This is a genomic window from Rubinisphaera italica (assembly GCF_007859715.1).
GTDB classification, from domain to species: Bacteria; Planctomycetota; Planctomycetia; order Planctomycetales; family Planctomycetaceae; genus Rubinisphaera; species Rubinisphaera italica.
The window spans coordinates 3,172,178-3,194,449 of the sequence record NZ_SJPG01000001.1 but is presented as its reverse complement, the minus strand read 5'-3'; the positions used below and the strand labels follow the sequence as shown (position 1 = coordinate 3,194,449).

The following is a 22,272-nucleotide window of genomic DNA, read 5'->3' as shown; positions in this document are numbered from 1 at the left end:
CTTGACTATCTGAGGTCTTTTAAATCAATCACATAATAAGGTTTGCCGAACGGGTGCGGTTTGTCGAAACCTCTTACAATTCTCCCATCCTCTAAAACAGCTAAAACTGGGGAGCGTCCCTTCATTGGTCCACTACCTATGGGTGACCCTTTGAAAATACCTTTTGCTCCTGTGGCGTCAGTCAGGCGTGTGAACGTGATGCCGTCAATTTTTCCAGCCCCCTCAGTCAGTAACCTTACTTTCTCTGAGGCACTAACTGCCATTCCATCAACATCACGGATCAATTTTCCCAACTGTGGATTGCCATTCATGATATTTGACGCAATCGGCTTTAAGCAATTTTTAATTTTCTCCACATTTTCTTTAATTGCTTTTACACTGCGTTTTAACTCATCTCCAGCCAGTTCAATATATTTGTCTCCAACTTTCTTGAGTAGCTTACCTCCTTTGTATAAGTATTGCACTCCTTTGAAGACAAAATAACCTTCATCAAAGGGAAGGAAAAGCATAACTGCATATACCGCAGCACCGCCAGTTTTTTCGAGACCATCGGCAACCCCTGTTGATGCAATCTGCAGCATATCGGCTGCTGTCATCGCTTCTACTTCTGCCAATGTTCGGTCTCTGATGACTCTTGAACTTACGATTGAACCGTTCTTCTTCTTGGTGACGATGTACACATCCGTGTCGAGTCTGTGAACGATAATAATTTCAGCAATACCAACTTTCTCTTCCTTGATCTTATTGTATTTTATACCTGCCTCTGCCAGAGGAACGGTTCCTGTTAAGAGAACTTGAGCCACTGTGCCTGCAAAAGTTGTGACTGCAGACGCAACTTGACTGATCTGATAATCCGGTTTCTTTTGCTCTTTCGACAAAGCGTTACCGATTGCTTGTGCTCCGCCGATTGTGCCAAAATTCTCTGCGTTGATCAATCTCCAGTCGCTATTTTGGGCGTTATACTGCGGTGGATATTCACCGTTTTCATCTGGCTCGACTTCGTTTCCATCCATGTCATAGATGGTCGTGTTTCCCCAAGGCTCCCCATAGAATTCAGTGACGGCGTAGCCGATGAGGACATCGTCATCCGGGAATTCGGGCGTGCCGCCATCGTCCCAGATTTCGTAGGTGTGAATCGCAGTGAGTGTAGGCGATAGTCCATCCCCACACGCACAATCACACTCCTCACCCTCGGTGCCTTCGCCTTCGGTTGGTTCGCTGGATGTGTCGGCTTCTTGATGCGGTTGCTTGGCTGCGGCCGGGAGGTTGGCATTGGTGGGGAGGCAGTCGAAGTCGGGATTTTCTCGGTTGATCAAACCGCCATCAGCGGCTGCGCCGACGTGATTGGGATCGTAGACCGGTTCGGACAAAATGCTGTCCAGAGATACGGGGGTGGAGCCACTTGCTTGAACTGCGGTCGTATTGATCGTCAGTTGATACGGATTGACCGTGCCCCCCGAAGGCTGCAGCGTAGCATTGAGTTGGGCGAGTAGGGGGCCGAGGGTTAGAGATTGAAGATCAATTGCCGTTCAATAAGCATGGAGAGCGAACGGTGAGACATCTTGTGCTTTCAGCACCCAACCGACAAAGTCGGTCGGGCTAGCCTGCTTTGAATCAAACGTTTTTCGTACTCACAAGTAGTTCATTCAATCGCAACTCCAATTCCTCTGTGGGCAGCTCATATTTTTTGCCAGCATGGATCAATGATTTCAATGTCGCTATTGACAGCAGCCGTTTGAACTCTTCCCTATTCCTCCAACGTCAGGCTGGCGTCCCAGTCGCTGTTGCCGGGAGTGACATTCCCGAGCGAACCAACGAGGATAAGAACCATCCGGTAATGCTGTAGTAATTGAGTCACCGAGGCGAAAGGTCGGAAACTCGATTCCTTTTGGGCCCAATTTAATCCGAATATTACCACCACTCATCCCAACAGTCGAGGGATCGACTTCCAGTTGAATTCGTTTTAAACAGTCAAAGATTTCATCAGCTTTGTTTGCAAATTGTTTAACAGCAACTTTCCCGATGGGAATTAATTTGCTTCCGACTCGAATGACAAGTCCAACCGCAATTTCACCAGTGGCTGTTTCGATTAATGCATATCCCCAGAATTCAATCGCATCATTTCGCCATGCTTCATCTTCCGATTCAGGGATTTGTGTCCACTCTGGTGGAGGATCTTTGGGTGCTGTTACGGTGCTTGGATAGGTGCCTGGGAATGCCTGTATTGTTGTGGTAATAAAATCAGCTTCGGTTAGCGTTGACTTCCAGTGATCAAATAATTCTTTTCGTAGTTGTTTATGAGATGATGCCTGAGAGAACAATTCGACTGCTAATTTTCGTTGCAGTTCTGACCGCTCCAGTATCAACGCCCGATTTTCTGGTTTCCTTCTTTCACCTCTTGAATTAGGTAACTTTTCATTAATTGCACTGATCTTCGCGCGAATACTTTGAATCACATTTACATGATCTTCCAATACTTTTGCCGCTTCAACCACTCTCTTTCCTGTTTCTGACAATTCTAAATCGAATGGTGAACCACTTGTTCCAATATTCTCCTCATTGATCAATCTCCAGTCGCTATTTTGGGCGTTATACTGGGGTGGATATTCGCCGTTTTCATCTGGCTCGACTTCGTTTCCATCCATGTCATAGATGGTCGTGTTTCCCCATGGCTCCCCATAGAATTCAGTGACGGCGTAGCCGATGAGGACATCGTCATCCGGGAATTCGGGCGTGCCGCCATCGTCCCAGATTTCGTAGGTGTGAATCGCAGTGAGTGTAGGCGATAGTCCATCCCCACACGCACAATCACACTCCTCACCCTCGGTGCCTTCGCCTTCGGTTGGTTCTTCAACGGGTTCGCTACTTGAAGATTCTTCCGTATTCTTCAAACCCGAAAGCAATCCCCAGGGAGTTTCGAAGTCGATGGTCGTGTTGGGGTCGAGGTTTTGGTATGCCCCATTGAGTTGATAATTGGTGTTGTGGTTGCCGTTGGATTGTTCGCTCACGAACTGCGTATCGTTGCTGCGGCCGCCGGCGTATTCGGGGCTGTGCAGGCCGACAGTTTGCATTCCCGCAAGAACGCCGCCGACTCCCTCATCCCAGGGAACGTATACTTCATGAGAAACCGGGCCGAGGTAAGATTGCAACTGGTTAAACCCGTCGCCGTAGTAACCTTCGATTGCTGTCTGTGGATTCCAGTTGGTGTCTCCCGGTGTTGTCGTTTGATTCCACCGGGACTCGCTGGTGAGAGTGTTCCAGACGAGATTTCCACTGGCATCAATCGTTCCGCTTGCGTCAAAATCTCCACCGCTGGACTCATCAGAATGCATGGTCTGAGCCGGTAAATTCGTCGAGACAAGAGTTGGATTCATGTCATCATCATACTCTTCCTGTTTCTGGACGAATTGAGTAGTCGAGTTGGATTGGCTGTCGAGTTGAAATCCATCTTTGTGTTGAATCAGGACCTGAACCTGTGCCCCATGGTCATTCGAAAGAACAAACTCCCTATCTGTGTAAGCAGTCAACGTGCGTGTCGTGCTGCCGGAAGCCGATTTTTTCGGTTGGGTTGCGAAGCGACAAGATGAAACCACCCTGTGGGTTCTGATTTTGAGGGATGTCCATCAATCCCCCAAGTCAACCAATAGTCAAACACTGAGTCGACGACTAGAAGCAGATGGACTTCGTCACGTTCTCAAGCAACAAAACATCAGAACGGGCCTCTCGGTTTAGAGATTGAAGATCAATTGCCGCTCCATAAGCAAGGAGAGCGAACGGTGAGACATCTTGTGCTTTCAGCACCCAACCGACAAACTCGGTTTGGCCACCCTGCGATTAAAATTTTGGCATAGACGCCAAGTACTTCTCGTGTTCCTTAGCGAGATTCGAGTAGAAGTCTCGGTGCTCGACTACTAATTTTTCCAGCAATCGGCCACAAGTCGGGCAGTACCTCATACCCACTTCAGCCGAGATGTTTATTACCACATCCATTTCTGCTGGTTTCAATTTCGATTCATCCTCAAACGCTACACCCCGCGATTGATGAAGGAAACGCAACTCACCGCCTGAATCGACCCAGACAACAACTGCATTTCCCCGCTCGCCAGCACACGCGAGCATGTTCCTGAATCCAGTGCAACAATATTCCATACCTTATCTCCCGGTTCTCGGAACGAGAAACTCATTCATACGGCCAGACGCTGGCGGCATGATCCTGATTTCTGGTCGTATTTGGCCTGATGGCAGATGCAAATCATTGAATGGCTGTATGGAACGTTCAAGAATCCACTGATCGTATACGTCAGCCGGAATATCGAATCGGTACAAATCCCCGTCTGGATGGTAATGTCCCAAGTCTGTATCCGGACTCGTTGAAAGCGGGCGACGGGGAGACACCCCATCTGCTAAATCGCCTTGATGATAGACCGTTTTCGGCGGACGATTCGGCACTCCACTCCTTGGGGTTGCACATTCATTAATATTCTCAGTTTTGTTTACTATCTTTGATAACTTAGAAAGCTTAGGTCCGACTGTTCCGGTGACTACTGCAAGGCCAGTTTGAATTCCTGTATCCAATTTTTCATAAGCAGGAACATCTTCCCAACCGTTTGCAAACTCTGTGGCCTGATCCAGTCCCCCAAATCCTGTCGAATAATAAAACGCAGTGAGTGGATCAGTAGCCCATAATTCGAGTCTGTCGCCAACATGTGTTACACCGTCTGCTATGCCTTTGAAACCTAATCTCCAGTAAATACCTCCAGCAATATAATGATATTGCGTTGGTTCGGCCATGAAATTCGGATCATTATGTGGATCAAAATAAATCGGGTACAACCATGGGTTAATCGGGTTCAGATTAACCTCAAGGGATCCGTTCTTGTTGCTATTGGAATCTATTTTATCTTTTATTGGAATGATTTGATAATTTTTATTCCGTTCTTTCCTTGCTAAGTAATCTGCTTTAAGTTGAGCGACAACTTGCTCAAATTGAGGTTTGGTAATGCCGTAGACTTCTCCGAAGGTCGTGAAGTCGTGTAAGTCGGTTTCTGAATAGTCGAGGTCGTCTTTTTGATTACCTTCCATGTCGGTTATTTGCAGGATTTCATCCGGTAAATAATCCTGGTCATCATCCAAGTTTGGATTCCCATCCTCGTCTGTAAGAATTGTTGCCAAAATCCAGCCAACCTGATTCCCTTCATCGTCTAAGGCTATGAAAATCCCAAGCGTCAAATCTTCGACTGAACCTGCAGTTCCCTCACTCCCTTCGCACGCACAATCACACCCATCACCCTCGGTACCTTCTCCTTCGGCTGGTTCTGAAGCAGGTTCGCTGCTTGAGGTTTCTTCCGTATTCTTCAAACCCGAAAGCAATCCCCAGGGGGTTTCGAAGTCGATGGTCGTGTTGGGGTCGAGGTTTTGGTATGCCCCATTGAGTTGGTAGTTGGTGTTGTGGTTGCCGTTGGATTGTTCGGTCACGAACTGCGTATCGTTGCTGTGGCCGCCGGCGTGTGCCGGGGTGTGCGGATCGACTTGCTGGAGTCCGTCCAGAATGGGAGCCTGGAAATCGTTTTGCCACAGTTGAATGAGATCCTGAGAAGCATCAACCGGGATGTAGGCAAAAGTGCCACCAAATCCACTGCCCAGATAATCCTCCAACGTCAGACTGGCATCCCAGTCGCTGTTGCCGGGGGTGACGTTCCCGTTGCTGCGCGATTCGGAAGTCACACTGGTCCAGTTGACCGTTCCCCCGGCATCGATGCTGCCGCTCCCATCAAAATCTCCGCCGAAGGAATATTCGGTATCGACCGTTGTTGTCGGCAGCAGCGTGACAATATTCGGCCCCCCGGCAGAACCAGGATCATCGACCTGCTTCATCTGGTAGATAACGTCATCTTTGGAACCGACCTGATAACCATCTTTGAGATGAATCTGATTCTGGCCGCCCGTGTAGTTGGAAAGATAAGCGTCTTTGTCGAGATAGCTGGTCAGTGTCCGGGTTTTTGTGCCTGAGACGGAATTGACATAGGTGCCGGGAGAACTTGAGAGCAGTTGGGTAAACTTATGGATATAATTCCGGGATGTCTGATTGAAAGACGAGTCTTCTTTGGAGTGGTGATCGACTCGACCATTGTTATTCCGGGTTTCCTCCTTAATAAGCCAGAATGCGGAAGACTGATTGTAAGAGCCAAACGCAATATCCAACCCGACCTGATCATCGGTGTTCATGAAGACGATTTCAAACGCACGATTCCGCCCCGTGCCTTCCTTCGTGATCGAGTAGCCGCTGGATGTGGTTCGTTCATTCTGAGACTGCGAATTTCGGACGCCATTTGTCAGGCTGAAACGGTTTGTCGTAATCGCATTCGATTTGTAATCAATCGATTCAAACGTTTCGGTATCGTAAAACGTAGGGAGTTCGTGGCTGCCTTGCGTGTCGATCAGATGTCCATAATCGATGACCAGTTCGGTTGTGTTCCGATCAAATTGCTCGTAAGTCCCGGAATCTGCAAACGGGCGACCCTGGTCATCTTTGCCGCTGCGGGAACGGGATGAGCTTTCGGAGGTCATCGATTCGGTCGTGACAGAAATCAAGCCAAGCGCATATTTGGAGAGGTTTTTTGGAGGAATTTGAGCGAGCTTAGAGTCGATTCGGGGTGCAAAAACGTGCCTGAGAACATTTGATTTGGAATGAGTGCCTCAAGGCAGTACTCTGAAATACTCTCCGCGGGGTGCAAAAATGATATTGGGTCACTGGAAGACCTTCGATAACAGATCCAAAGGTGATTCCATGCGTCGACCGATTTAGTCGGTTGGGTCGCAGAGCGATGAGATGAAACCACCCTGCGGGTTCTGATTTTGAGGGATGTCCATCAATCCCCCAAGTCAACCAATAGTCAAACACAGAGTCGACGACGAGAAGCGGATTGACTTCGTCACGTTCTCAAGCGACAAAACGTCAGAACGGACCTCTCGGTTTGGAGATTGAAGATCAATTGCCGTTCAATAAGCATGGAGAGCGAACGGTGAAACATCATGTGCTTTCAGCACCCAACCGACAAACTCGGTCGGGCCACCCTGCGAAGTCCGCCAGGTCAGCCTGCGGCACCCGTGTTATGGCTTATTCAAAAGAATATCTGTGATATCATATAAATATTCGTTTGGTGAGTTTTTCATGTCACACCCAAGGAGGAACAGATAAGCATCTCTAATCACTTCTACTTCTTTGTGCTTACCATTTTCTGTCAATATAGTTAATGTTTCTTTCTCATCATTATCGTATAAAATCTGAGCCCATTCTGATGCATCTTCTCTAGATGCAGTTCCATTGATTAATTCGTCAAATTTATTTCTTACATCACGAATGTTAATTTCCATTAGAAACTTTCTAATAAATTTCCATCACGGTCAAATATATAGTGTATTTTAGGGCCTTCTGTTTGTGGTCGTACTATTATTACTCTCCCATTATGATCAAGCGTTTCATTCCAAACACGAGTACGACCAGTTACTGGATCCCACTCTTTTACTACTCTCCTTCCTGACATAATACCCGGTTTAGTGGCAGGACTGATTGGTCCGTAATATCGGATTCGCCCGTTTTGTAAAGTTTTGGAACCAGCTTTACCATATATTTCTTGATTTCTGAGATGAATGCTTAATTTATTTGCGTTGGCTGCATTGTGTGCCGGATTTGGTAATGAAGCATTATTACATTTGTTTACATTTCTTAACTTATTTGCACGTTTTAGAATATTGGGCAACGCCCAAAATACCGCATCAAATGTTCCTCTTAATGCCTCATCCGTAGCAGTTGCCTCATTGCCAGATGCGTCTCGGTTTAATGGTACACCTAATAGGAAATTATCAAATGGGCCGTATACAGAATCATAATAAAACGTTCCCCGTCCGCCAGTTACATTTCTATCATAAAGTGAAGGATCTGGCGGAGAAATTCGATTGTAAATTGGCCCCGTAAATCCACCAATTACTCCATCACGCCCGAAACCGTCTGGTGTACCATCTCCGTCATTTTCAGAGTAAGTTTCATGACCAAAAAAGTATGATGATATTATGCTGTAGATTTCTAATTCGGATTGAAAAGGATTGTAAGGATTTACTGAGAAGTCCTTGACAGATGTCAGAGGAATTTGCCCAGTAACGTAAAATTGTGCAGCTTGACCAGCAAAATTTGTAATTGCAGATACTATTTGGCTGATCTGATACTCCGGCTCCTTCGGTTCGGCCAGATGTTTCTCGTTGGCCAGTGCATTAACGACTGTGCTGAAATTCTCCGCGTTGATCAATCTCCAGTCGCTATTTTGGGCGTTATACTGGGGTGGATATTCGCCGTTTTCATCTGGCTCGACTTCGTTTCCATCCATGTCATAGATGGTCGTGTTTCCCCATGGCTCCCCATAGAATTCAGTGACGGCGTAGCCGATGAGGACATCGTCATCCGGGAAATCGGGTGTGCCGGCATCGTCCCAGATTTCGTAGGTGTGAATTGCAGTGAGTGTAGGCGATAGTCCTTCTCCACACGCACAATCACATTCCTCGCCCTCGGTGCCTTCGCCTGCGGTTGGTTCTGAATCGGGTTCGCTGCTAGATGTTTCTTCCGTATTCTTCAGACCCGAAAGCAATCCCCAGGGGGTTTCGAAGTCGATGGTCGTGTTGGGGTCGAGGTTCTGGTATGCCCCATTGAGTTGGTAGTTGGTGTTGTGGTTGCCGTTGGATTGTTCGGTCACGAACTGCGTATCGTTAGTCCGGCCTCCGGCGTGTTCGGGGGTGTGTGGATCGACTTGCTGGAGGCCGTCCAGAATGGGAGCCTGGAAATCGTTTTGCCACAGTTGAATGAGATCCTGAGAAGCATCGACCGGTATGTAAGCATACACGCCACCAAACCCACTGCCCAGATAATCCTCCAACGTCAGACTGGCGTCCCAGTCGCTGTTGCCTGGGGTGACGTTTCCGTTGCTGCGCGCTTCACTGGTCACACTGGTCCAGTTGACCGTTCCCCCGGCGTCGATGGAGCCGGTGCCGTCAAAATCACCGCCGAAGGAATATTCGGTATCGACCGTTGTTGTCGGCAGCAGCGTGACTATATTCGGCCCCCCGGCAGAACCAGGATCATCGACCTGCTTCATCTGGTAGATAACGTCATCTTTGGAACCGACCTGATAACCATCTTTGATGTGAATCTGATTCTGGCCGCCCGTGTAGTTGGAAAGATAAACTTCTTTGTCGAGATAGCTGGTCAGTGTCCGGGTTTTTGTGCCTGAGACGGAATTCACATAGGTGCCGGGAGAACTTGAGAGCAGTTGGGTAAACTTATGTATATTATTCCGAGATGTCTGATTGAAAGACGAGTCTTCTTTGGAGTGGTGATCGACTCGACCATTGTTATTCCGGGTTTCCTCCTTAATAAGCCAGAATGCGGAAGACTGATTGTAAGAGCCAAACGCAATATCCAACCCGACCTGACCATCGGTGTTCATGAAGACGATTTCAAACGCACGATTCCGCCCCGTGCCTTCCTTCGTCATCGAGTAGCCGCTGGATGTGGTTCGTTCATTCTGAGACTGCGAATTTCGGACGCCATTTGTCAGGCTGAAACGGTTTGTCGAAATCGCATTCGATTTGTAATCAATCGATTCAAACGTTTCGTTATCGTAAAACGTGGGAAGTTCGTGGCTGCCTTGCGTGTCGATCAGATGTCCATAATCGATGACCAGTTCGGTTGTGTTCCGATCAAATTGCTCGTAAGTCCCGGAATCTGCAAACGGGCGACCCTGGTCATCCTTGCCGCTGCGGGATTGGGATGAGCTTTCGGAGGTCATCGTCTCGGTCGTGGTGGTTTCGACATGGCTGACGCTGGTGGTCGAGTCGTTTCCACTGCTTGAAGTCGAGTTGCTGTCGTGGGTGCTGAAATCGGTCGAGAAGGGGATGTCGTTTCGGGAATAGCTCGAAGAGGTGACGAGGTCATCGACGGCTGTTGTGGCAGATCCTGCGGCAAAATAATACCCCTCGGTGCCATTGGACCAGGCATTTTGTGTCTGGTGGGATTCTTCGACAATCGGGAGGATGACGCTGCTTTCATTAACATCGTAGCCGCCGCTGCTGACCAGGGCATGGTGGTCTTTTCGATAATTCTCCCGAGACTGATAGTTCGTCGTGCCCGATTCCAGGACGCTGGCGGAAGCTCCGGTGGTGGTTTCGTAGATGTAGCCGTCGGCATCGGCTGCGGGATCCGCTTCGAGTTCGCCGGTCTGCTGGTTGACCACCTTGGGGGGCTTGCTGGCGACGGTGTGAGCGGATGAGAACTGATTTTCGAGTGATGAGAAGCCGGTCGAGGCTTTGAAACTGGAACTCATCACTTCACGATCACCCGACTGGTAGTTGAACGTGATCGCGGTATCGGGGATGATCAGCGATTCCTGCGTTATGGAGTCTTCCACAGAACGGAGCGACTCGCTGGAATTGCGGATGCCGATTGTCGTATCGGTCACTCCACTCTCGGTATAGGCATCGATGGTTTCGTCTTCATCGACCGAGAGCGTTTCCAGGTACCAGCTGTGCGATTGACTGTTCAGTCCGGCTTCTCCTTGACCGGTCGCGTAATGCACCCGGTTCTGATTGCCGACACCTCGTTCAGTATAGCTGCTGCCGGTGACGGATTCGTAGCTGTAGTTGTAGATGTCATCAAAGCGGTAATAGTCGTCAGAAATCAGCGTGACGACGGCTGTGTCGGCTGGTTCAGGTTCAGGGGCTTCGGGTTCCGGTTCCGGTTCGGGGAGTGTTCGCAGAGCCTGCGGCTCAAGCAATTCAGCCAGTTCGTCTTCCCAGTCGGTTTCAGTGGTCTGGACATCGGTAATTTCCAGATCGACAAAGCCGTGGGCATCTTCGATGGACTGCAGGATTCCCGATTCCCAGTATGATTCGAAGTTTGAAGTATTGATATCGAGTTCTGGATCGGTGTTGTCTTCATCTGTAGCGGTGATATTGAGCAGATAGGAAGTGAAAACACCAGCTCCGGTGATGGGATCGCCGTTGACATCGCGGGGATTGCCGGAGGCGTATTCATCGTAAGATTCGATGCGGGTCGTCGCTTGCTGCTCTCCCTCTTCGATGGTGCCATCGTCATCGACATCGAAGGTCTGTGTGATGACCTCAAAGAGTCCATTACCGGAAGCCGAGCTGGACCAGCTGACCGGGCCGGTCGTGACGGGATTACCATCCAGATCGACCGCAGATGTCGTCCCGGAAGCCAGGCTGGCGGGATCGGTCAGATCGAGCGTTCCTTCAATAAACTTCTCGTGCTGAGTCACACTCGCGATATCGTGCTCCAGCGGATCGCCCGGGTCGGCTCCTTCCGGCAGATAGTGAGTGAAGGTCGAGTTGGAGATGTCGGATTCAAAGCCGGTCGCATAATCGTAGGAACCTGAGCTTTGATCGTCGTAGGTGGATTCGGTCGTGATCCGGCTGTAGCCGGTGTCGGCATTGATTTCAAAATCGCCATCAGAGGTCGAGATCGATGACCAGCTGTCGGTGCCGCTGCTGTAATCGTAAACGGTTTCAGTCGCGGTCGTTATTGACAGAGGATCGCCGTTCCCGTCGACTTCATTCAACTCCTGTGGTGTAAATTTCTCATAATAATAAGTGAGTGTTTCGGTATGACCGGAGGCATCGAAATAGGTGTCGAAGGAACCGGTATCGGTTGCCCCATCCCGAGAAGCCGTGCGGAAGTCGGTCAGGAGATAGGTGTCGGCCTGACCATCTGGTGTGGCCGTTCGTAACCGATCGTGCGAAGTCAACACGAGATGACTGCTGATGATGGCGTCATTCTCATCGCGAAGTACATCTTCATAGACATTGATGTCAGTGGTGAGATCGTACTCGAACGTACTGCTGCCGCTCTCAGCGTAGTATGAAGAGGCTGAACCACTCGATGCTCCCTGCGTGGTCAATTCACTGCTGCCGGTTGCTGCATCGATTCCGTTGGCACTTCCGACAAAGTAATTCAGAGATCCCGTTTCCCGGATCAGATCGGTAAGCGTCATTTCGGTGATGTCGCCCGTGACCACATCCACACTGGAGATGAAGGTCGTGGTTTGATCGTCAATTTCAAAGCTGGAAGTCCCATCCCCCATGTAGGTGACATCAATCAATTCACTCTCGACTCCCTGGGCATCGCGATGCTGCTCGGCTTCCAGTTCAAACTCAAAGTGAGCGGTGCCGCTATCGGAGAAGAATGTCGTTCCGATAAGGTGGGTGGTCACATCGTAATCGACATCCTCGGTTTCTTCGGTCTCTTCATCGATAATGAGAGTGAGGGTTTCTGGCTTTGTCTCCAGTTCATCGAAGGTTCCATCGGATACGAGTTCGTAGGTATCGTCACCGGATCCCGTGTAGGAATAACTTTCATCGAAGCTGGTCAGGTCGGTGCCATCGCCGGTTTCCGTGCGACTTCCCACAAAAGACCACTCGGCTTGCCCGGAGGCACTGTCGGTGGAAACTATCAGGGAACTGGGCTCTGTTCCCCCCTCAAGTGGCGAATGGGTTGAGATCGTGGTGACGTACTCGTAATCGCCACTGACGCTCATTTCCAGATCGTAAGAGTCGACTACAACGGGAGTGGAGCCTGTTTCATCCCGAGAGCCTGTTGCATCGAGAGTAAAGCTTTGTGTTCCAGTCGCGTGGTAGGTACTGGGCAGATTGGGATCGGTCGAGTTTCCAACCAGCAATGTGCTGACCCAGCCGTCTTCATCCGTTGTGGACGTTTGACCGGAGAGGTTATACACAAAGGTGTCTTCCCGCATGGCCTCAGTAGAACGAATGCGTTCGAGTGTGTAAGAGAAGACACCGGCAATCATTTCAATGGTCCAGCTGAACTGGTCGGCACGTGTGCGAGTAGCTGTCAGTTCGAGGTCATCGGGGTCATTTTCGTCTTCGTCGTAGGACAAGGTCCAGGTGATCAGCCGATCGACAGTTTCCGTATAGGTCCAGTTATCGGCATCGGTATAACTACCGGTCGAGGTCCGATCTCCATCAATCACCTGATCGATACTGAGTGTCCCGATCGTGAATGTTATCAGTTCGGGAGCCAGAGTTTCGTCCAGGGACGTGGTTGTCAGCCCAACCGAGGATGTCCCCGGATACGTTTCGGCGAGCGTCCATTCGCTGATGAAATCGGGCAGATAATCTCCAAGTTCTGCCGATTCAAACTCGGGAATCAGTCCCAGTCCTGGCAAGGTGACAGGGGTCTCCAGAACATCCTCGGCAAAAGTCGCATAGCCGAGCAGTTCTTCGAGTGTTTTCTGGGCAGCGGTTTTGGTCTGCTCAACAACCTCGATCATCACAGTTTTCGTGGTTGAATTTGTCCCATCGCTGACCTGAATTTCCAGGGTATATTCGGGTGTTGTTTCGGCATCGAAGCCTGGCGTGGCGGAGGCCACAGTCACCTCGCCGGTATTCGCATCAATCGCAAATACCCCACCAGAGCTGTCTGACACAATCGCGTAAGTGAGTGTCGTTGTGGCATCAACATCCGTAGCGAGAATCTTGCCTACGGCATCGTTCTGCTCCAGATCATCCAGCATCGTGAGTGTCTCAGTGAGAATGATGGGGGCTTCATTGACATCATCTAAAGTGATGGTAATGGTCGCCGTGTCGGTCAGGGCAGGGAGGCCGTTATCTCGGACTTCAATGACGAGCGTATAAGTTGAGATGGTCTCAAAATCGAGGGGAGCATGGGGGGTGACTGTCAGGGCACCGGTCGCCGCGTCCAGCTGAAAATCTCCATATTCATTGCCGGAAACAATGTGGTACGACAAGGTGTCCCCCGTATCGGCATCACTGGCTGAGAGTGTGGTGACGAGCGATCCTCCTGCGGTATCTTCATCAATGGTGAAGGAGTCATCGTTCAGCACAGGAGCCGAGTTGGCATTTCCGCCAACGCCCGCCACCAGAATGGTGATCGTTCCTGTACCTGAGAGAGGAGTGATGGCGTCGTCATCAGTCGCCTGAACTGTCAGAGAGTAATTCGTGCCATACTGCAGTTGAGTCGCATCTGTGAGAGTAATCTCTCCTGTTGTGGTATCAATCGCAAAGGTGTTATTCGTATTGCCAGCCGTGATGCTGTAAGCGAGAGACTGCCCCGCATCGGCTTCTGTACCAGAAACTGTTCCTGCGATAGTTCCATTGATCGCATCTTCCGAGAGGATGAACGTCTCAGTTGTCACAATCGGTGCGTCGTTCGCATCAAGAATCGTAATCAGATACTCAGCAGAGGTCGTAACATTCGGGAACCCATCATCAGTCACTTCGACCATCAGCGTATAACTATCGGTCGTTTCCCAGTCGAGGCTATCCGTGCTGGCTAACGTGATTTCTCCGGTTGTGGAATCAATCGCAAACAATCCCGCACTGTTCCCGGAAGCGATTCGATAGGTCAGCGTATCCAGATCGGCATCGCTGGCCAGATTTCCGACAACAACCGTCGTCCCCAGCGTTGCGTCTTCACTGAGGTTGACCGCTTGATCTGCCAGGACGGGAGCATTGTTTGTGGTAATGCCATGCCGGACGGTGATCGTGATCGTACCCGTATCACTCAGAACTCCATCGCTGACCTCATAAGTCAGTGTCTCGATCCCCTCGTATCCCAGGTCGGGACGATAAACCAGGCTTCCATCAATCTGTTCCGTCAACGTGCCGTGTTGCGGTTCATCCAGAATGGTGAAAACAAGAGTGTCTCCATCGGCATCCGTGTCCAGGTCACGCGGATCAAAGCGGAGGAAGCCATCGCGTTCCACAATGAGATCATCATCACCTGCAACCGGAGCCGAGTTACTGCTTGCGACTCCGGTCACCGTCAACGTTCCAAACAGAAGATGTCCCTGTGCGTCTCTCAAGACGTAAGTCAAGTCTTCGGTTTGACCGGCTGCCAGTGAGTTGTTGGTATAAGAAATCCCGAGCGCCAGAGCATCGTCACTGGATCCGTAGCTGCGAATGTAGTCTTCGAGGGTTCCATAGTGAGTGCTGATAAACGTCTCCAGCGATCCATGTCGCTGATCTCCTCCGGAACTTTCATATTGCGTCTGCAGCGAGATCGGCACGGCATAAGCCACAACCGCCGTTCCCGAGACGCCTCCTGAAACATCGATCAACTGCAAGGAACCAGGAGTGTCAAATTCCAATTCCAGATCGGCCAGAGGATCAATCCAGGCCGTCGTCCCCACATTCACATTGATGGCCAGTGGATCTGGGATCAACAATTCCTCTGAGACCAACAGCTGAACGGTCTGCGGAGCGGTGTCGGAATTCGTGCCATCGTTAACCGTGTACTGAAAACTGTCGAACCCGCTGAAACCAGCATCTGGTGTGTAACTAAATGTCCCATCACTCTGAAGGGTCAGTTGACCATTGAGCGGTCCGCTGACCAATGTCACCTGCAGGGAATCTCCGTCCCGATCCACATCATTCTTCAGAAGACCATATTCTGCAAATGCGACTTCCAGCACCTGATCTGTGGCGACGGTATAGGCATCCGCAACGGGTACTGGAGGGGCATTGGTAACGGGAGCTCCATCGACAATCTCAATGGTCACGCAGGCCGTGGCGGTGCGTCCGTCAGCATCCGTCACAGAATAATCGAAAGTTTCCTGACCCGTGGTATTGGGATCATGGCTGACGTAATACAGGACATATTTTCCGCGATCCTGCGGATTTCCGAGCTGGCGATAATAGGAATCAAAACCATTGTCCTGCTTGTCAAATTCGACTTCGGCCAGCGGGTCTTCTTCCCCGGTCCAGTCGAGTGACTCGTCAAACCAATCGATCGAGTTGAGATCATCATCTCCAAAACGATCATTCACATAGTTCCGCAGGGATCCCCAGGTCGCCAGTCCTCCGGCGACCGTAAATTCATTGAGCAGTGCCTCCGAGACTTTCGGCTGCAAGACCACTGTGCCGTAGGTCAGTGCAACGGATACCTCAGGTGTCAGTTCGCCAGCCAGTTCACTGATCGATAATTCGATCCCCTCCCAGCCCAGATCATTGGCGAGCAGATCGATTGTGATCCAGGTCCCGGCCTGCATAACCTCATAATCATCCTGAACCAGTGGCTGGGCTTCACTGAACTGAATCGTAACGGTTGCAATGCTTGATAAGCCCGGTGATCCAGCTTCGGTCGCCATCACTTCCAATGTCAGACTTGGCGTGATCGTCGCATCAAAACTGCTGTTGTCGGAAACCTGAATTTCTCCAGTCGCTGAATTAATCGTGAAGGCACTCTGTCCCGTCCCACCCGTGATGGCGTAACTGATTCCAACCTGAGCCGCATCTGGATCAATCGCGGTGACCTGACCGATGACTGTCCCGTTTTCAGTTTGATCAGAAATGACAATCGAAGCTATGAAATTCTCGAAAACAGGATTTTCATCCACGTCCGTAATATTGACTGTCACTGTGGCAGTGTCAGTCAATGCGGGGGAGCCCCCATCAGTGACGTGAACTGTAACCGTGTAAGAGGTGATTCCGGATTCAAAATCAAGCACCATTCCGGAAGCAAAAGTCAGCTCTCCTGTATTCGCATCGATCTCAAACAGTTCCGCATCTTCGCCCGGGGTTAGCGAGTAACTCAGTAAAGAACCACCACTTGAACCAGAAGCATTTACAAAACCAATTGCCTGATCGGTAGATGTGTTTTCCAGGAATTCAAATACATAACCTGGCTCACTGAACGTGAGTGTCTCTATAATATCAGTGATCTGAAGAGTGATCGTAGTCGTATCAATCAGACCTGGCGTGCCCGCATCCGTGACCTGAACTGTTGCCGTGTAACTGGTTATGCCAGATTCATAATCGAGATTTGCGCCAGCAGCCAGGCTGATCTCCCCGGTATTCGCATTGATCTCGAATAGTGCCGCATCATCATCAGACACGAGTGAATACGTCAGCTGATCTCCGGCATCGACATCACTTGCTGTCACCTGACCGATCAACGTACCTGCTGACGAATGTTCGGGGAGGGAGAAACTGTAACTGCTCTGATCAAATCCAGGGGATTCATTAACATCTATTAAATTAACCGTTGCCGTGGATGTTACGGTTTCAGTTTCAGAAGACGTTACTGTGATGGCCAATTCATGAGACGGTGAGGTTTCATAATCAAGCGTCGCTGTGGAACTGACTGTAACCACTCCCGTTGCTGCATCGATATCGAAATTCCCAGCTTCATTCCCGGAAGTAATGGCATACGTGTAACTTACACCAGCATTTGGTTGAGCTACCGTGATCGTTCCGACAATATCTCCTGAGTTGGCCAGCTCGGATATGCTCCAGGTAACATCGAGAACATGCAGCGGATCGTCTTCATCCGTTAGAGAGATGGCGACGGTTGCCGTTGCTGAGATTCCATAAGTATTCGTAGCGGAAACCAACAGTTCAAAACTGGGAGTGACTTCAAAGTCGAGCAGGCTGAAATCAGCGACCGTCAATTCACCTGTCACACTGTCAATGACAAAGGCTCCTGCGTCATTGCCAGTTGTAATGGTATAGCTGAGAGTTTGAGCGGGATCGGGATCGGTGGCTGATACAAAGCCAACACTTGTGCCGTCTGCGGAATTTTCCGCGAGCGTAAATTGATAACCTGGATCGTCAAAGCTGGGAGGAGTATCCCCCAGCAACGTGACATTAATCGTGCCGGTTGATTGATTTCCGACCGCGTCAGCCACAACGTAGGTCAGGGTATCGTTCCCGGCTACGGTTGGATTGGTGCGGACATATTCGACCACCATGCGGTCATCAGCCGGGTTCCCGTAGTTCTGGAAGTAGTAATCCCAGCCCATGTACCAGGAATCGACAAAATCATCGATCGTGGCATATCCGGAGCCATTCATGTCGTAATCAGACTGGAGTGATGGTGGGATATAGCGGATCAGAGTTGCCGTTCCGGCACTGCCTGCCGAGATGGAAATCAACGTGAGTGGAGTTCCTTCGGGATCACTGTCATTAGCCAGCGGGTCAAAGGTGACCGATTCATTGGCGTTCACGATCACATCATCAGGAGTGGCGACTGGAGCCTGGTTCGGCTGAACGGTCACCGTAATTGTGCCTGTCGACTGGGCTGTCTGACTGTCCTTCACCACATAGGTCAACGTTTCCGTGCCGCTGAACCCGAGATTCGTACTGGAGTACTGAACAATCATGCGATTGTCGGCAGGATTCCCATAGGTGTGGAAATAAGAATCCCAGCTCCCGAAATACGAATTGACGTAATCGTCGATCGTCGCGTATTCGTGGATGTAATTCTGATACTCGCTGGCTAGAGCAGGGGGAATGTATCTGACCAGGGTCGCCGTCCCTGCAGTTGCTCCTGAAACGGAAATCAGAGTGAGGGCACCACTTTCAGGATCGCTGTCGTTGCTTATGGGGTCAATCGTGACCGACTCTCCGGCGACAACTGTGGCCGTATCATCGACCGTCACGGGAGCCTGATTAGCAGCGACATTAACCGATACACTTCCCGTCGAAGTCGCTCCCTGGGAGTCAACCACAGTGTAGTTGAAGGTGTCAGCTCCTCCGAATCCAATATTGGGAGTATAAACATACTGATACGTCAAAGGTTGCTGGCCTTCGTAATTGTAATAGCTGTTGTACCAGTCTTCGAAACTGCCGTAGCCGTCGTATTGCCCATAATCACTCCAGTTGTCCCAGATGAACTGCGATACATCCGGAGCCAGGGAGACCGTTCCCCCTGTGGGAGAGTCGATGCTTTGGATTGCCAGGGCATGACCTTCTGGATCACTGTCATTGGCGAGCAAATCCAGCGTCACACTTTCACCGGACGAGATATTATAACTGTCATCAACTACAGTCGGAGCCTGATTGCCAGCGACATTAACCGTCACACTTCCCGTCGAAGTCGCTCCCTGGGAGTCAACCACAGTGTAGTTGAAGGTGTCAGCACCCCCAAATCCCGTGTTCGGTGTGTAAACATACTGATACAACAAAGGCTGCTGGCCTTCGTAATTGTAATAGCTGTTGTACCAGTCTTCGAAACTGCTGTAGCCGTAGTATTGTCCATTGTTGATCCAGTCATCCCAGATCGACTGCGACACATCGGGAGCCAGAGAGACCGTTCCGCCTGCGGGAGAGTCGATACTTTGGATGGTCAGGGCATGACCTTCAGGATCACTGTCATTGGCGAGCAGGTCCAGCGTCACGCTTTCACCAGGCAAGACGTTGTAACTGTCGTTGACGGCAATCGGTGCCTGATTGGCCTGTACTGAAACAGTGACTGATCCTGTGCTTTGCACGCCAAATGCATCGGCTACGACATACGTAAAGAGATCATCTCCGCTAAATCCAGCATTCGGCGTGTAGACAGATTTGTACTGCAGCGGCTGATTGCCATCATAGTTATAGTAACTGTTGTAGTAATCCTCGAATGATCCATAGCCGTAATACTGCCCATTGTTAATCCAGTCATCCCAGATCGATTGGGACACATCCGGCTGCTGAGAGATCACACCTCCGTTGGGTGTGCTGATGCTGATCAGACTAAGTGCGGAGCCTTCCGGATCACTGTCATTGTCGAGCAGGTTCAGTATCACGCTTTCACCGGGTAAGACCGAATAGATATCGTCAATCACCGTCGGTGCCTGATTCCCGATGACGGTAATCGTAATACTGCCTGTGTTCTGAATACCGTCCGCATCGGCAACGGTGTAGGCCAACACCTCCTGGCCACTAAATGCTGAATTCGTGCTGGTGTATTTGACAATCATCCGATTGTCGGCGGAATTGCCATCGTTCTGGAAATAATAATCCCAGCCGCCGTAATACGAATTGACGTAATCGTCGATCGTCGCGTATTCGTAGGTGTAACTCTCATACTCACTGGCAAGAGCAGGAGGAATGTAGCGGGTGACAACGGATGTCCCCTCCAGGGCTCCCGTGACGGACAATAACGTCAGGGAAGTTCCTTCGGGGTCGTTGTCATTGGCCAGTGGATCAATGCTGACGGAATCCCCTGCCACGACACTCGCAGAGTCCGCAGACGTCAGCGGAGCCTGATTCGGCTGCACTTGCACGGTCACCGTGCCTATACTCTGCAGACCGACAGCATCTTCCACCACGTAAGTGAAAGTGTCATCGCCGCTGAACAAGGGATCGGTGCTCACATAACGCAGTTCAAACCGATTGATGTCTGCCGGATCACCATAAAAATAATACTGATAATAGTTGTCCCAGCCGCCGTAGTAGGAACTGACATAATCATCAATAGTCGTGTAGTAACCGTACTGGGCTTCGTAGTCGAATTCGCTCTGCAGAGAAGCGGAAACGACTCGGGCAAGGGCGACGGTGCCATAAGTGGCTCCTGCAGCCGATATTAATTTCAGGACACTCCCTTCCGGGTCACTGTCGTTGACCAGAGGATCAAATTTAACTGTTCCACCAGCGATAACCTGGACTGTATCCGCAATTGCAGTGGGTGCCTGATTTCCCAGCACAGTGACCGTGACCGTCCCTGTACTTTGAAGCCCAGCGGCATCTTCGACCGTGTAAGTGAAGAGATCGTCCCCGGTAAATGAGGGATTAGTGCTCGTATACTGGACAATAAAACGATCATCGGCGGGATTGCCATAATATTGGAAGTACGATTCCCAACTCCCATAGCTGTACTGGACGTAATCATCCAGGCTGCCATATTCTCCCCCGGAGGATTGATACTCATTTTGCAGACTTGGTGGAACGTACCGGACAATCGCCACGGTTCCCTCTGCGGCTCCTGTCACAGAGAGTAGTGTCAATGACGTTCCTTCCGGATCACTGTCATTGGTAAGAGGATCAAGCGTGACAACCTCACCAGCATTCACCGTCACGGTATCATTGACGGTGCTCGGCGTCTGATTCGCCGTGACAGTGATTGTCACTGTTCCAGTGCTCTGAATACCGGCTGCATCCTCAACGACATAGGTGAATGTATCAGTGCCACTATAATTCGGATCGGTACTGGAATATTCGACAACCATCCGATTGTCAGCTGGGTTGCCATAGTTTTGGAAGTAGTAATCCCAGCCCATATACCAGGAATCGACAAAATCATCGATGGTGGCATACTCAGAGCCATTCATCTCATATTCGGCAGCCAGAGCTGGCGGAATATAACGGGTCACAGCAACTGTCCCCGCCGTGGCAGAAGAGACTGAGATCAGAGTCAACTGAGTCCCCTCCGGATCGCTGTCGTTGGCCAACGGATCGACATAGACAGACTCTCCAGCGACGACAGAAGCCGTATCATTCGCTGTCAACGGAGCCTGATTTGCAAGCACGGTTACTATAATCGTTCCCGTGCTCTGCCAGCCAGCGGCATCTTCGACGACATAGCTGAGAATTTCATCCCCCTGAAACGTGGTATCAGTGCTTACATACTCAACTACCATCCGGTCATCAGTCGGGTTTCCATAGTACTGGAAGTAATCGCTCCAGCTGCCATAGTATGAATTCACATAATCGTCGATTGTTGAATATTCGTACTGATACCCCTGATACTCACTGGCCAGTGATGGAGGAATGAAGCGAGTCAGCGAAGCAGTCCCGGCAGTACCACCAGAGACGGATATCAACGTGAGTGGAGTTCCCTCGGGATCAGCATCGTTACTGAGTGGATCGATCGAAACAGCATCACCGGCCACAACAGTCACGGCATCGGCGATGGCTAATGGGGCCAGTTCTCCATCCACCGCTAATTCAACTGAAGCCGTTGTTGTATTCGTTCCGTCAGAGAGCTGATAATCAAACGAGAACGTCGCCTCATAACCATCTGTCGGATCATACAGAATGGCCAGTGGATCAACCCCATTATCCCGAACTTCCAACTCCCCCCAAGCTCCAGTTAGTACACTGACTGCTGCTCCTGTACCATCAATCAGAGAAACCGTTTCAGTAGTGACCCCAAGATCATTCGCAAGGATTGCTAATTCTAGAGCCGTGGTGTCAGGGTCATACTGGACAGAAAATTGATCATCGACCGCCGTCGCCGAAAGCAACTGCCGCGTTTCCAGCACATCTGCCGCAACATGAAAGGGAGCAGGGCGACGCATCCGTCGCAATCGCCGACGCGGCAATTTGCCAAAGCGAGAAACCCACGAAAGTTTAACCGGCAACAGATCCAACCAGTGACGTAATAACATCCGTGAGCACCTTCGGAATTACGAAATCGAATGACAATAGTTTGAATTGCCTGATGAACGGTCTTATGAAGTAACTGTA

At 50.3% G+C, this 22,272-nt stretch carries 5 protein-coding genes; all 5 read right to left on the bottom strand.

The genetic code is table 11. The features are described 5' to 3' along the window. Positions 1-5: 5 nt before the first annotated feature. The 5 genes from Pan54_RS11875 to Pan54_RS11855 all read right to left on the bottom strand — a co-directional run bounded on the left by Pan54_RS11875 (position 6) and on the right by Pan54_RS11855 (position 22,193). Positions 6-1,316 (bottom strand): hypothetical protein, encoded by a 1,311-nt coding sequence (locus Pan54_RS11875; RefSeq protein WP_146503685.1) that lies wholly within the window; start codon positions 1,314-1,316, stop codon positions 6-8. 402 nt (positions 1,317-1,718) lie between these two features. Next, a complete protein-coding gene (locus tag Pan54_RS11870) occupies positions 1,719-3,593 on the bottom strand; it encodes a hypothetical protein (RefSeq protein WP_146503684.1) in 1,875 nt (624 codons plus the stop codon). Positions 3,594-4,152: 559 nt separating this feature from the next. Beyond that, entirely contained in the window at positions 4,153-6,567 is a 2,415-nt protein-coding gene (locus Pan54_RS11865) for a hypothetical protein (RefSeq protein WP_146503683.1), read from the bottom strand. Positions 6,568-7,110: 543 nt separating this feature from the next. Continuing rightward, complete coding sequence (locus Pan54_RS11860) at positions 7,111-7,374, bottom strand: hypothetical protein (RefSeq protein ID WP_146503682.1); 264 nt, start codon at positions 7,372-7,374, stop codon at positions 7,111-7,113. Then, positions 7,374-22,193, bottom strand: a complete 14,820-nt coding sequence (locus Pan54_RS11855; RefSeq protein ID WP_146503681.1) for an Ig-like domain-containing protein — start codon at positions 22,191-22,193, stop codon at positions 7,374-7,376. The genes Pan54_RS11860 and Pan54_RS11855 overlap by 1 nt, the downstream gene beginning before the upstream one ends. Between the last annotated feature and the right edge of the window lie 79 nt (positions 22,194-22,272).